12 protein-coding genes are annotated in these 12911 nt (G+C 59.1%); 2 read left to right on the forward strand and 10 right to left on the reverse strand.

Going from position 1 to position 12911, the window contains the following annotated elements; genetic code table 11:
• Nucleotides 1-8: 8 nt before the first annotated feature.
• A complete protein-coding gene (locus tag ACP7E3_RS23050; RefSeq protein ID WP_128192192.1) occupies nucleotides 9-875 on the forward strand; it encodes a pirin family protein in 867 nt (288 codons plus the stop codon).
• 98 nt (nucleotides 876-973) lie between these two features.
• On the opposite strand, the gene ACP7E3_RS23055 is transcribed toward ACP7E3_RS23050, so the two are convergent.
• The 4 genes from ACP7E3_RS23055 to ACP7E3_RS23070 all read right to left on the reverse strand — a co-directional run bounded on the left by ACP7E3_RS23055 (nucleotide 974) and on the right by ACP7E3_RS23070 (nucleotide 4689).
• Nucleotides 974-1702 carry a dienelactone hydrolase family protein gene (locus tag ACP7E3_RS23055; RefSeq protein ID WP_046384193.1) on the reverse strand — a complete coding sequence of 243 codons (729 nt, stop codon included), beginning with the start codon at nucleotides 1700-1702 and terminating at the stop codon, nucleotides 974-976.
• Nucleotides 1703-1769: 67 nt separating this feature from the next.
• Nucleotides 1770-3674 carry a molecular chaperone HtpG gene (htpG, locus tag ACP7E3_RS23060; RefSeq protein WP_017846776.1) on the reverse strand — a complete coding sequence of 635 codons (1905 nt, stop codon included), beginning with the start codon at nucleotides 3672-3674 and terminating at the stop codon, nucleotides 1770-1772.
• An 89-nt stretch (nucleotides 3675-3763) separates the two neighbouring features.
• Nucleotides 3764-4216, reverse strand: coding sequence for a PaaI family thioesterase (locus ACP7E3_RS23065; RefSeq protein WP_017846775.1), 453 nt, complete (start codon nucleotides 4214-4216; stop codon nucleotides 3764-3766).
• Complete coding sequence (locus ACP7E3_RS23070; protein WP_426124487.1) at nucleotides 4213-4689, reverse strand: PaaI family thioesterase; 477 nt, start codon at nucleotides 4687-4689, stop codon at nucleotides 4213-4215. The genes ACP7E3_RS23065 and ACP7E3_RS23070 overlap by 4 nt, the downstream gene beginning before the upstream one ends.
• 158 nt (nucleotides 4690-4847) lie before the next feature.
• On the opposite strand from ACP7E3_RS23070, the gene ACP7E3_RS23075 reads away from it, so the two are divergent.
• Complete coding sequence (locus ACP7E3_RS23075) at nucleotides 4848-5099, forward strand: hypothetical protein (protein ID WP_017846773.1); 252 nt, start codon at nucleotides 4848-4850, stop codon at nucleotides 5097-5099.
• A gap of 113 nt (nucleotides 5100-5212) precedes the next feature.
• On the opposite strand, the gene ACP7E3_RS23080 is transcribed toward ACP7E3_RS23075, so the two are convergent.
• From ACP7E3_RS23080 to odhB, 6 genes are all read right to left on the reverse strand, one after another.
• Nucleotides 5213-5953: a DUF599 domain-containing protein gene (locus tag ACP7E3_RS23080; protein ID WP_017846772.1), complete on the reverse strand. Its 741-nt coding sequence runs from the start codon at nucleotides 5951-5953 to the stop codon at nucleotides 5213-5215.
• 179 nt (nucleotides 5954-6132) lie between these two features.
• Nucleotides 6133-7446, reverse strand: coding sequence for a branched-chain amino acid transport system II carrier protein (gene brnQ, locus ACP7E3_RS23085; protein WP_057003705.1), 1314 nt, complete (start codon nucleotides 7444-7446; stop codon nucleotides 6133-6135).
• Nucleotides 7447-7877: 431 nt separating this feature from the next.
• Nucleotides 7878-8759, reverse strand: a complete 882-nt coding sequence (sucD, locus tag ACP7E3_RS23090) for a succinate--CoA ligase subunit alpha (RefSeq protein ID WP_003172813.1) — start codon at nucleotides 8757-8759, stop codon at nucleotides 7878-7880.
• Nucleotides 8759-9925 carry an ADP-forming succinate--CoA ligase subunit beta gene (gene sucC / locus ACP7E3_RS23095; RefSeq protein WP_017846770.1) on the reverse strand — a complete coding sequence of 389 codons (1167 nt, stop codon included), beginning with the start codon at nucleotides 9923-9925 and terminating at the stop codon, nucleotides 8759-8761. Before sucC ends, sucD begins: the two co-directional genes overlap by 1 nt.
• 203 nt (nucleotides 9926-10128) lie before the next feature.
• A complete protein-coding gene (gene lpdA, locus ACP7E3_RS23100; RefSeq protein WP_046384196.1) occupies nucleotides 10129-11565 on the reverse strand; it encodes a dihydrolipoyl dehydrogenase in 1437 nt (478 codons plus the stop codon).
• Between the two features lie 101 nt (nucleotides 11566-11666).
• Nucleotides 11667-12890 (reverse strand): 2-oxoglutarate dehydrogenase complex dihydrolipoyllysine-residue succinyltransferase, encoded by a 1224-nt coding sequence (odhB, locus tag ACP7E3_RS23105; RefSeq protein WP_017846768.1) that lies wholly within the window; start codon nucleotides 12888-12890, stop codon nucleotides 11667-11669.
• Nucleotides 12891-12911 lie beyond the last annotated feature (21 nt).

Genomic DNA, 12911 nt, shown 5'->3' on the forward strand with positions numbered 1-12911 from the left:
GACGCACCATGACCACCCTCACCGTGATCCGCCCTCGCCTCGAAGATGTCGAAGGCCAGCCCATCCTGCGCCCGCTGCCATCGCGAGAATGCCGTAGCGTCGGGCCGTTCGTGTTTTTCGACCATATGCTGGCGACCCGCTATGCGCCGGGCAGCGGCATGAATATCCGCCAGCATCCGCACATCGGCCTGTCGACCCTCACCTACCTGTTCGAAGGCACCTTGCAGCACAAGGACAGCCTCGGTTCGGACCAAATGGTGCAGGCCGGCGATGTGAGCTGGATGACCGCCGGCAGCGCGATTGCCCACGTCGAGCGCACGCCCGAAGCAATCAAGAGCAAGGGGTTCAGCCTGCATGGGCTGCAAGTGTGGCTCGCCTCCCCCAAGGACCACGAGAGCGGCCCGGGGCATTACAGCCACCATCCGGCAGCCAGCTTGCCCACCAGCGACAACCTGGGCGTGCAGATCCGCCTGATCGCCGGCAATGGCTTCTGCCTCAAATCACCAGTGCCGGTGCTGTCGCCCACGCTGTACGCCGATGTGCAGATGCAGACGGCCACCACCCTGCTGATCCCCGACGAGCATGAAGAACGCGCGGTGTATGTGCTGGAGGGTGACGTACAGTTGGACGGTGAGCCGCTTGAGGCACACAGCCTGGTGGTGTTGCCGAGCGGACAGGCGATGACCCTGTCTGCCGACAGCGATTGTCACCTGGTGGTGTTCGGTGGCGCGCCGCTGGATGGGCCACGCCGGATCAACTGGAATTTTGTCGCGAGCGACCCGGCCGTGATCGAGCAGGCCCGGCAGCGTTGGGCGGCTGGGGATTGGCCAACGGTGCCCGGTGAAACCGAAAGAATTGAGTTGCCGGTGAGATAGCCGCCTGCTCCCACATTTAACCGCATTTACCCTGTAGGAATGCGCTCGAATGTGGGAGCAGGCTTGTTCACGATGAGGCCAGGACAGACGCCAGAGACTTAGCCCTTGAACACTTCATCCAACAAGTTATGCATCGACTGGAACGCCCGCGCAGCGGTCTTCGCGTCGTACATCATCATGCCCGGCACGTTGGCGTGCGGGTCGGTGAAGGAATGCACCGCACCGCCATAGCTCAGCAGTTGCCAATCCACACCGGCCGCGTTCATCTCATCTTCGAACGCCGGCAGTTGCGCTTTCGGCACCAGCGGGTCGGAAGCACCATGCAACACCAGCACGGAACCCTTGATGTTCTTCGCATCCGCCGGGTTTGGCGTGTCGAGGGTGCCGTGGAACGACACCGCAGCCTTCAACGCTGCGCCGGTGCGCGCCAGCTCCAGCGCACAGCAACCGCCGAAGCAAAAACCGAAGGTGGCCAACCTAGACGTATCCACCGCAGCTTCGCTCTGGCCTTGCAGTTGCGCTAACGCGGCCTGCATGCGTTTGTTCAGCAATGGGCGGTCATTCTTCAACGGCATCATCGCCGCACCGGCCTCATCGTTATTCGACGGGCGCACGGTTTGCCCGTACAGGTCGGCGATCAGCACCACGTAGCCTTTGCTGGCGACGCGCTTGGCAATCTCTTCGGCCCCTGCACTCACGCCCATCCAGTTCGGTGCCATCAACAGGCCCGGCAGCGGGCCGGTTTGGCTGGCATCGAAGGCCAGGCGGCTTTCATAAGACTGGCCATCAATCTGATAGACCACGGAACGCACAGTGACTTGGCTCATCATTTACTCCAGTTGAGGTTGCACAAGAACGAAAAAACCCGCCGAAGCGGGTTTTTCTACAACGGGGTTAAACCGACAGTTCAACCAACAGCTTGTTCAGTCGGCGCACATAGGCGGCCGGGTCTTTCAGGCTGTCGCCGGCAGCCAGGGCTGCCTGGTCGAAGAGGATGTGCGACAGGTCGCCAAAACGCTCTTCGCTCTGTTCGCCGTCGAGTTTCTCGATCAGCGGGTGAGCCGGGTTGAATTCGAAGATCGGCTTGGAGTCCGGCACCTTCTGACCGCTGGCTTCGAGGATCTGACGCATCTGCATGCCCAGGTCCTGCTCGCCGATGGCCAGGATCGCCGGGGAGTCGGTCAGACGGTGGGAAACCCGCACTTCGCTGACGGCGTCGCCCAGGGAGGCCTTGATCCGCTCAACCAGGCCTTCCTTGGACTTGGCCACTTCTTCAGCGGCTTTTTTGTCTTCTTCGGAATCCAGGTTGCCCAGGTCCAGGTCGCCACGCGCCACGTCGACAAAGGTCTTACCGTCGAATTCGCTGAGGTAGCTCATCAGCCACTCATCGATACGGTCGGTCAGCAGCAGCACTTCGATGCCTTTCTTGCGGAAGACTTCCAGGTGCGGGCTGTTCTTGACCTGAGCGTAGGTCTCGCCGGTCAGGTAGTAGATCTTGTCCTGACCTTCCTTGGCGCGTGCCAGGTACTCGGCCAGGGACACCACCTGCTCGCCGTCTTCGCCCTGGGTGGAGGCAAAACGCAGCAGGCCGGCGATTTTTTCCTTGTTGGCGAAATCTTCCGCCGGGCCTTCTTTCATGACCTGGCCGAAGTTCTTCCAGAAGCCTTTGTATTGCTCAGGCTCGTTCTTCGCCAGTTTTTCCAGCATGTCGAGGACGCGCTTGGTCAGCGCCGACTTCATGGAGTCGATGATCGGGTCTTTCTGCAGGATTTCCCGCGACACGTTCAGCGACAGGTCGTTGGAGTCGACCACGCCTTTGATAAAGCGCAGGTACAGCGGCAGGAACGATTCCGCCTGGTCCATCACGAACACGCGCTGCACGTAGAGCTTCAGGCCCTTTGGCGCTTCGCGCTGGTACAGGTCGAACGGCGCGCGGGCCGGTACGTAGAGCAGCGAGCTGTATTCCAGCTTGCCTTCGACCTTGTTGTGGCTCCAGCTCAGCGGGTTTTCGTAGTCGTGCCCGATGTGCTTGTAGAACTCCTGGTATTCCTCGTCCTTGATCTCGGTACGCGGACGGGTCCACAGAGCGCTGGCGCGGTTGACGGTTTCCCACTCAACGGCCGGTGCTTCTTCGCCTTCGGCGGCGGCCTGCTCTTTCGGCAATTCGATCGGCAGGGCGATGTGGTCGGAATACTTCTTGATGATGTTGCGCAGGCGCCAGCCATCGGCAAATTCGTCTTCACCGGGTTTCAGGTGCAGCACGATGCGCGTACCGCGATCAGCCTTGTCGAGGGTGGCGACTTCAAACTCGCCCTCGCCTTTCGAAGACCAATGCACGCCTTCGCTGGCGTCAAGGCCGGCGCGGCGGCTGAACACTTCAACCTTGTCGGCGACGATGAAGGCCGAGTAGAAGCCCACGCCGAACTGGCCGATCAGGTGCGAATCTTTCTTCTGGTCGCCCGAAAGGTGCTTCATGAAATCGGCAGTGCCGGATTTGGCGATGGTCCCCAGGTGGGTGATCGCATCCTCACGGCTCATGCCGATACCGTTATCTTCGAGGGTGACGGTCTTGGCGTCTTTGTCGAAGCTCACGCGGATTTTCAGTTCGGCGCCACCTTCCAGCAACTCCGGCTTGGACAGGGCTTCGAAACGTAATTTGTCGACAGCGTCAGAGGCGTTCGAGATCAACTCGCGAAGGAAAATTTCCTTGTTGGAATACAGCGAATGGATCATGAGGTGCAGCAGTTGCTTCACCTCGGTCTGGAAGCCCAGGGTTTCCTTTTGAGTTTCCACACTCATGGTCATCAAACTCCAATTGGATGGCAGTGGCCGCGCCCTGAAGGGTTGGCGGCGGGTTGTCATCAAAGTTGGGGGCTAAGACCAGGATTTCAAGGGCGGGACACTTCTCCGATCTTGAAATGCGCGCGGGCGGTGGCGATGGGTTCGGCCGCGGTGCTTTGCCAGGCGGTGATCGACACGTTCGCCACCCGTCGACCCTGGCGCCAGACCTGGCACTTGGCGTAAGTGTCGCGAAACTGGCCGGCGCGCAGGTAATCCAGGGAAAAGTCGATAATTTTCGGCAGGCCCGGTGCGCCGGTGAACACCAGCAGGTGCAACGCGGCGCAGAGTTCCATAAAGCCTGCAATCACACCGCCGTGCAGTGCCGGTAATATCGGGTTACCAATGTTGTCCTTGTTGGCCGGCAGGCGGAACAGCAGCTCATCGCCTATCCGCGTGCATTCGATGCCGATCAGCTTGGCGTAGGGGATCAGATCGAGCAGCGCCTTGTAGTTACCGTGCTCATGGGCCTGCTCCAGACGTGTCTTGAAGTGATGTGTCATACCTGTTCTCCCGTGACTGTACTGCCCAGCCCCTGCGCGCCCTTGAGGCGCTTGCCCATACGCATGAACGTCCCCACCGTGTGGGCGACGGGTTGTTGCGGGTCATCCTGGTAAGCGAAACCACGGGTGAAAATCACGTCGGCGGTCACCCGGTAGCACTGGGCGAAACCATACACCGGCTTGTGCGGTTCGGCGGGATGCATGTAGTCGATGCGCAGGTCGAGGGTCGGGCACACCTCGAACTCCGGCAACACGCACAGGGTGGCCATGCCGCAGGCGGTGTCCATCAGCGAGGTCAATGCGCCACCATGGATCACGCCCGTCTGGGGATCACCCACGATCATCGGGCTGTAGGGCAGAACCAGGGTAATCCCCTCTTCGCTGGCTTGATGAACGGCAATACCCAGCACCTGGCAATGGCGCAACGCTGAAATAAAGCGCTTGGCACGCTCTAACAAGGGATTTTCGGTCATTCGGTTCAGACTCTGATGAATGTGGGCCCGACGCAGTATGGACCGTCGGAAAAAGTTCCTTGGGAAAATGCTTTATATATCTGTGGGATATAAGGAACTAATGCTGGCCCCATGTGCTCGAAAGGCCAGTAGATATCTTCACTAAGGAGAAACACCCAATGCGCAAGACTTTAGCTATTTCCATGATGCTGGCCGCTGCCCTCGGTCTCGCTGCCTGCGACAAGAAATCCGAAAACAAAGCCCAAGATGCCGCCGCGCACTCTGAGCAAGCTCAGAAAGATATGGCTGCAGCACAGGATAAAGTGAACGAAGCTGCGAAAGAAAACGGCGATGCTGCCAAAGCTCAGGCCGAATCGAACAAAGCCGCAGCACAAGAAGCAGCACCTGCTACCCCAGCAACCGGTTCTTGATACCGGGGCTTGAAATAGCTTGGCTGCAAAAAGAAAGCCCGCTTAGATAGCGGGCTTTACTTTGTCTGCTGTTGTCGCGCAGTGCGATAAACCGGCGCTATGCCTGCAGCGCTTTACGCCACCGGGTCTTTGGCCACGTCCGGCAGCGACGTATCGGTCTGCGTATACACCATCACTTGCAGTACGTCGGAATGAAACTCTCGGCGATACAGCACCAATACCACCCCGGCGCTCATCGACATGAACAGCCAGGGACTGACAAACCATGCCAGCATGGTCATCCCGAAGTAGTAAGCGCGCAGGCCAAAGTTGAACTGGTTGGCCGCCATCGAAATCACCCGCGCCGCCCGCAGGGCAAACGCCTTGCGCTCCTGTTCCGACACGTGCCGCTCACCGATCATCGGCGCCGACCCCACCAGCACCGCGGCAAAGTTGTACTGGCGCATGCACCAGCTGAACGTGAAGAACGCGTAGACGAACACCAGTGCCAGGCACAGCAGCTTGATCTCCGACATACCCTGGGATGCCTGCTGCACCAGCGGAATATCGGCCAGCAATGAAACCGCCCGCTCCGAGGCGCCCAACACGGTGAGAATGCCCGCAAGGATGATCAAGGTGCTGGAGGCGAAGAACGAGGCGTTGCGCTCAAGATTGCCAATCACACTGGCGTCGGCGATGCGGTTGTCACGCAGCAGCATGCGACGCATCCAGTCTTCGCGATACAGGTGCAGCACGCTGGCCAGACAGGCAGTGTCGCGGGCTTTCCAGGTGGCATAACGGGTGTAGCCGCCCCAACAGAGGACGAACCAGAGGGCGGCAAGCAAGTGGATCAGGTTGGCTTCGATAAACGGCATGCGGGTCCTTATACACGACAGATTTCATGAACCCGGTTAAGTGTGGGCGCCGGGTTCCAGCTTGAGCTTTGCGTTACTCCTTCGACGTTAGCCCACGGAAAAAGACACTGCCCGCCGCCCATAAAAAATGCCCCGTATCAATCGATACGGGGCATTTCAATACAGCCTGAAGCCGGGGGTTACGCGACCGCTTCGCTGCGCTTGCCCAGCATGCGGTCAACCACCACCGCGGCCACCAGCATCATCACCGATGGCACCAGCCACGCCAGGCCCTGCTCGCTCAACGGCAGGTTGGCCAATTGCGACGGCATCCAGCCCGCCAGGCCGGCGCCCTTGAGCGCATCGATGCAGCCGAAGATGAACGACACCAACATCACCGGGCCAACGATGCGGCTCTGCTCCTGCCAGAAGTCTTTGCAGAAGCTCAAAGCCACCAGCACGATGCATGGAGGGTAGATCGCAGTGAGCACCGGGATCGAAAACGCGATCAGTTTGGTCAGGCCCAGGTTGGACACGAACAGCGAGAACAGCGCCAGGATCACCACCAGGGTCTTGTAGGACAGCGGCAGGATCCGGCTGAAGTACTCGGCGCAGGCACAGGTCAGGCCGACGGCGGTGACCAGGCAGGCCAGGGAGATCAGCACGGCCAGGAAGCCACTGCCCAGGGAACCAAAGGTGTGTTGCACGTAGGCATGCAGGACAGCGGCGCCATTGGCGGCACCGGCGGCGATCTCATGGCTGCCCGCCCCAAGACGGAACAGGCTGACATACACCAACGCCAGGCCGACGCCGGCAATCAGCCCGGCAATGATCGCGTAGCGGGTGATCAATTTAGGCGATTCGACACCACGGGAACGGATCGCGTTGACGATCACGATACCGAACACCAGCGCGCCCAGGGTATCCATGGTCAGGTAACCATTGATAAAGCCTTGGGAGAACGGCGCGGCCACGTATTCCGGGTTGGCGACGCCCACGTCACCGGCCGGCAAGGCAAACGCGGCGATACCAAGGATGGACAGCGCGATGATTTTCAGCGGTGCCAGGAAACGGCCCACGGTGTCCAACAGACGGCCCGGGTACAGGGAGACGAAAAACACCACCAGAAAGTACACCGAGCTGTAGAGGAACAGCGCCAGCGGGCTTTCACCGGTCAACGGCGCCAGGCCCACTTCAAAGGACACTGTCGCGGTACGCGGGGTGGCGAACAGCGGCCCTACCGCCAGATACGCTGCCGCCGCCAGCAGGCCACCGGCGATCTTGCCGATCGGGCTGCTCAACGCATCCATACCACCACCGACCTTGGCCAGGGCGATCACGGTGACCACCGGAAGCCCGACTGCGGTGATCAGGAAACCCAACGCCGCCATCCAGACATGGGGCCCGGACTGCAAACCAACGATAGGCGGGAAGATGATGTTGCCGGCCCCTACAAACAGGGCAAAAGTCATGAAGCCCAACGCCAGGATGTCCTGACTTTTCAACACTTTCATTTGAGGAAATACCACACTACTGAATCGGAATTTAGAGAGGGCTTCCCTATGGATGAGGGAAATGCTGCCGGCCCTTGTGGGCACCGACCGGTCTAGCGCGCGGCTTCCTTTTGGGATGCGAGCGCTTAAAGAGGCGGCAAGGTTACAGAATTTGGCCGATAAACGCACTGTTGCAGGGCGAACTGTCCGATAAGCGACATTGGAATGTCGTGTTTTCATACTTAATGTGGCGATACAGACAAAAAATGTGGGAGGGAGCTTGCTCCCGATAGCGGAGGTTCAATCACATCATCAGTGACTGAGCCACCGCTATCAGGAGCAAGCCCCCTCCCACATGGGACCACGTACATTTCAATAAATGGGCCGCCCAGAATGCACAAAGGCCACCCGAAGGTGGCCTTTGCTGGTGAAGCGTCAGTTAAGCGCGAGGCTTACTTGACTGCCCAACCGGTCAGCTCGGCCAAGGCCTTGCCGATGTCTGCCAGCGAACGCACGGTTTTTACGCCTGCGTCTTGCAGTGCAGCGAATTTCTCGTCTGCAGTGCCTTTGCCGCCAGAGATGATTGCGCCAGCATGGCCCATGCGCTTGCCAGCAGGGGCAGTCACACCAGCGATGTAGGAAACAACCGGCTTGGTCACGTGGGCCTTGATGTAGGCAGCCGCTTCTTCTTCAGCCGAACCGCCGATCTCACCGATCATGACGATCGCTTCGGTCTTCGGGTCTTCCTGGAACAGCTTCAGGATGTCGATGAAGTTCGAGCCTGGGATCGGGTCACCGCCGATGCCGACGCAAGTCGACTGACCGAAACCGGCGTCAGTGGTCTGCTTCACAGCTTCGTAGGTCAGGGTGCCGGAACGGGAAACGATACCGACTTTACCTGGCAAGTGAATGTGACCAGGCATGATGCCGATCTTGCATTCGCCTGGAGTGATCACGCCTGGGCAGTTAGGACCGATCAGGACCACGCCCAGCTCGTCGCACTTGACCTTGGCATCCAGCATATCCAGGGTAGGAATGCCTTCGGTGATGCACACGATCAGCTTGATGCCGCCGAACGCCGCTTCCAGGATCGAGTCTTTGCAGAAAGGAGCCGGAACGTAGATCACGCTGGCGGTCGCGCCAGTGGCAGCTACTGCGTCTTTAACGGTGTTGAACACTGGCAGGCCCAGGTGCTCGGTGCCGCCTTTGCCCGGCGTTACACCACCAACCATCTTGGTGCCGTATTCGATGGCTTGCTGGGTGTGGAAGCTACCTTGCGAACCGGTAATACCCTGGCAGATAACTTTGGTGTCTTTATTGATCAGGACGCTCATTATTTGCCCTCCGCAGCTTTGACAACTTGTTGAGCAGCGTCGGTCAGGCTGGTAGCCGCGATGATGTTCAAACCGCTTTCTGCCAGTACTTTAGCGCCCAGTTCAGCGTTGTTACCTTCAAGGCGAACAACAACCGGGATTTTCACGCCGACTTCTTTCACTGCACCGATGATGCCTTCGGCAATCATGTCGCAACGAACGATGCCGCCGAAGATGTTGACCAGTACTGCAGCGACGTTGGAGTCGGACAGGATGATCTTGAAGGCTTCGGTTACGCGTTCTTTGGTAGCACCACCGCCCACGTCGAGGAAGTTGGCTGGTTTGCCGCCATGCAGGTTGACGATGTCCATGGTACCCATGGCCAGGCCGGCACCGTTGACCATGCAGCCGATGTTACCTTCCAGGGCTACGTAGTTCAGTTCGAACTTGGCAGCGTGCGCTTCGCGCGGATCGTCTTGCGACGGATCGTGGAAAGTCTTCAGCTTAGGCTGACGGTACATGGCGTTGGCGTCGATGTTGATCTTGGCGTCGAGGCAATGCAGATCGCCGTCAGCCTTGATCACCAGCGGGTTCACTTCCAGCAGGGCCAGATCGTGATCCTGGAACAGTTTGGCCAGACCTACGAAGATCTTGGCGAACTGGGCAACTTGCTTGCCTTCCAGGCCCAGCTGGAAAGCCAGCTCGCGACCCTGGAATGGCTGAGCGCCAACCAGTGGATCGATAGTGGCTTTCAGAATTTTTTCAGGGGTATCGTGAGCGATCTTCTCGATGTCCACGCCACCTTCGGTGGAAGCCATGAACACGATGCGACGGCTCGAACGGTCAACGACAGCGCCCAGGTACAGCTCTTTAGCGATATCAGTGCACGATTCAACCAGGATCTTGGTGACTGGCTGGCCATTGGCATCAGTCTGGTAAGTCACCAGACGCTTGCCCAGCCACTGCTGTGCGAAGGCCTTGGCGTCTTCTTTGCTGCGAACCAGCTTAACGCCGCCCGCTTTACCGCGACCACCTGCGTGAACCTGGGCTTTTACAACCCATTCGGTCCCGCCGATTTTATCGCAAGCTTCTGCTGCTGCTTCCGGGGTGTCTACTGCGTAGCCCTGGGATACTGGCAGGCCGTATTCAGCGAACAGCTGCTTACCCTGATACTCGTGAAGATTCATGCTTTTTACCGTCTTCGTTAGGTACTGCGCATTCGGCGCTGCGCTCATTATGAGTGCCGCGCCACCTGTGACTGCTGCTTACGCAACTTGCCGGACTCAAGCCCGGTCAAGCTGCGCAAGACTGCGTCCAGCGGATATTCCGCGGTGAGTCTTGCGCGCAAGGCTCACGACGGGCAACCGCCGTGGTTTCTTATTATCTCGTTTTAGCGCTTCTTCTTGTTCGCGATGTGAATGGCATGACCATTCACTGCCAGCGCGGCTTCGTGCAATGCTTCGGACAGGGTCGGATGGGAGAAAACCATCATGCCGATGTCCTCGGCACTGGTGCCGAATTCCATACCGATTGCGCCCTGCTGGACCAGTTCTGCTGCGCCTGGGCCAATCACATGGACGCCCAATACGCGGTCAGTCTTGGCATCAGCGATGACTTTGACAAAACCACCGGTGTCGTTGGCTGCCATGGCACGACCAGAAGCAGCGAACGGGAAGGTGCCGACGTTAACTTCAACGCCTTCAGCTTTCAACTGCTGTTCGTTCTTGCCGACCCATGCAATTTCCGGGTGGGTGTAGATAACCGATGGGACCAGGTCGTAGTTCATCTGGGTTTTGTGGCCCTTGATGCGCTCGACAACCATGATGCCTTCTTCGGAAGCCTTGTGCGCCAGCATCATGCCGCGAACCACGTCGCCAATGGCGTAGACGCCAGGAACGGTGGTAGCGCAGTGATCGTCAACGTGGATGAAACCACGCTCGTCGATGTTCACGCCGCTGTCGGCTGCCAGCAGGTCGGTGGTCACTGGACGGCGACCAACGGCTACGATCAGCTTGTCGAAGGTGATGGTCTGTTCGCCATCCTTGTCGGTGTAGGTCACGACCACTTCTTCGCCGTTGACCTTCGAGCCGGTCACGCGAGCGCCCAGCTTGATGTCCAGACCCTGTTTGGTCAGGGTTTTCAGGGCTTCCTTGGACACTGCGGTGTCAGCAGCCAGCAGGAACGTGTCCAGGGCTTCGAGCACAGTGACCTGGGAACCCAGGCGGGACCAGACCGAACCCAGTTCCAGGCCGATCACGCCAGCGCCGATCACGCCCAGACGCTTGGGAACTGCTTGGAATTCCAGGGCGCCGGTCGAATCAACGATGACTTTCTGGTCAACAGGTGCTGGTGGAATGTCGATCGGACGCGAACCTGGAGCCAGGATCACGTTTTCGGCTTCGATGATTTCGACCGAACCGTCCGGCTTGGTGATTTCAACTTTCTTGCCGGCCAGCAGCTTGCCGTGGCCTTGCAGGGAAGTTACGCCGTTGGCCTTGAACAGGGTGGCAACGCCGGAGGTCAGGCCTTTGACGATGTTGGCTTTACGGCCAACCATCGCGGGTACGTCCATGGTCACGCCAGCGTGGCTGATGCCGTGGATGGCAAAACCGCTTTGCGCTTCGTGGAATTTCCAGGAGCTGTCCAGCAGCGCCTTGGAAGGAATGCAACCAACGTTCAGGCAAGTACCGCCCAGTGCCAGTTTGCCTTCCTTGTCGGTGTATTTTTCGATGCAAGCAGTCGAGAGGCCCAGTTGTGCGGCCTTGATAGCGGCAACATAGCCGCCAGGACCTGCACCAATCACTACAACGTCAAATTTCTGCGACATGAAAATAGTTCCTCTATTTAGCAGCAAGCTGTCAAGCCGCAGGCCCCAAGCCCGACTGCCGTATCCGGCAGCCTGTCACTTGAGGCCCGCAGCTGCTTCTATCAGATATCCAGCAGCAGACGAGCTGGGTCTTCCAGCAGGTTCTTGATGGTCACCAGGAAAGTCACGGCTTCTTTACCATCGATCAGGCGGTGATCGTAAGACAGCGCCAGGTACATCATCGGACGGATCACGACTTGGCCGTTGATTGCCATCGGACGCTGGATGATGTTGTGCATGCCCAGGATCGCAGCTTGCGGCGGGTTGACGATCGGAGTCGACATCATCGAACCGAAGGTACCACCGTTGGTGATGGTGAAGGTGCCGCCGGTCATCTCGTCGATGGTCAGCTTGCCGTCACGGGCTTTCTTGCCGAAGCCGGCGATGCCGCCTTCGATTTCAGCCAGGCTCATCAGCTCGGCGTTACGCAGAACCGGAACCACCAGGCCGCGGTCGCTGGACACGGCAACGCCGACGTCTGCATAACCATGGTAAACGATGTCGCTGCCGTCGATGGAAGCGTTGACTGCCGGGAAGCGTTTCAGCGCTTCGGTGGCCGCTTTCACGAAGAACGACATGAAGCCCAGGCGCACGCCGTTGTGGCTCTTCTCGAACAGGTCCTTGTACTTCGAACGCAGGGCCATGACTTCGGTCATGTCGACTTCGTTGAAGGTGGTCAGCATCGCCATGTTCGACTGTGCTTCAACCAGACGCTTGGCCACGGTGGCACGCACGCGGGTCATCGGCACGCGCTTCTCGGTGCGGTCGCCAGCGGCGAACACAGGAGCAGCGGCAGCAGGTGCTGCAGCCTTGGCGGGTGCGGCAGCTGGAGCGTTTTTCTTGGCTTCAACGGCAGCAACCACGTCTTCCTTGGTCACACGGCCGTCTTTGCCGGTGCCTTTGATGGAAGCCAGGTTGATGCCGTTCTCTTCGGCCAGCTGACGAGCAGCCGGTGCGGCGATTGGATCTTCGCCACCCGCCGCCGGAGCGGCAGCTGGAGCAGAAGCAGCAACAGCCGGTGCAGCGGCAGCCGGAGCGGCAGCAGCGCTGCCCGCTTCGATCGAGCCCAGTACCTGGTTGGACAGGACGGTATCGCCTTCGTTGGCAATGATCGCGCCCAACACGCCGTCAGCTTCAGCCAACACTTCCAGAACGACTTTGTCGGTCTCGATGTCGACGATCAGTTCGTCACGCTTTACAGCCTCGCCTGGTTTCTTGTGCCAAGTGGCAATGGTGCCATCGGCAACCGATTCCGGGAATGTCGGGGCTTTGATTTCGATAGCCATTATCTGTGGGTCCTTAAAATT

The sequence above is a fragment of the Pseudomonas sp. PSPC2-3 genome (assembly GCF_049898265.1).
Classification (GTDB): domain Bacteria; phylum Pseudomonadota; class Gammaproteobacteria; order Pseudomonadales; family Pseudomonadaceae; genus Aquipseudomonas; species Aquipseudomonas veronii.

Bases quoted from the DNA above. Each gene is read 5' to 3' on its own strand.
- htpG (WP_017846776.1), bottom strand. From the start codon at position 3,674: ATGAGTGTGGAAACTCAAAAGGAAACCCTGGGCTTCCAGACCGAGGTG.
- ACP7E3_RS23070 (WP_426124487.1), bottom strand. From the start codon at position 4,689: ATGACCGAAAATCCCTTGTTAGAGCGTGCCAAGCGCTTTATTTCAGCG.
- odhB (WP_017846768.1), bottom strand. From the start codon at position 12,890: ATGGCTATCGAAATCAAAGCCCCGACATTCCCGGAATCGGTTGCCGAT.
- ACP7E3_RS23065 (WP_017846775.1), bottom strand. From the start codon at position 4,216: ATGACACATCACTTCAAGACACGTCTGGAGCAGGCCCATGAGCACGGT.
- brnQ (WP_057003705.1), bottom strand. From the start codon at position 7,446: ATGAAAGTGTTGAAAAGTCAGGACATCCTGGCGTTGGGCTTCATGACT.
- ACP7E3_RS23050 (WP_128192192.1), top strand. From the start codon at position 9: ATGACCACCCTCACCGTGATCCGCCCTCGCCTCGAAGATGTCGAAGGC.
- ACP7E3_RS23055 (WP_046384193.1), bottom strand. From the start codon at position 1,702: ATGAGCCAAGTCACTGTGCGTTCCGTGGTCTATCAGATTGATGGCCAG.
- sucC (WP_017846770.1), bottom strand. From the start codon at position 9,925: ATGAATCTTCACGAGTATCAGGGTAAGCAGCTGTTCGCTGAATACGGC.
- ACP7E3_RS23080 (WP_017846772.1), bottom strand. From the start codon at position 5,953: ATGCCGTTTATCGAAGCCAACCTGATCCACTTGCTTGCCGCCCTCTGG.
- sucD (WP_003172813.1), bottom strand. From the start codon at position 8,759: ATGAGCGTCCTGATCAATAAAGACACCAAAGTTATCTGCCAGGGTATT.
- ACP7E3_RS23075 (WP_017846773.1), top strand. From the start codon at position 4,848: ATGCGCAAGACTTTAGCTATTTCCATGATGCTGGCCGCTGCCCTCGGT.
- lpdA (WP_046384196.1), bottom strand. From the start codon at position 11,565: ATGTCGCAGAAATTTGACGTTGTAGTGATTGGTGCAGGTCCTGGCGGC.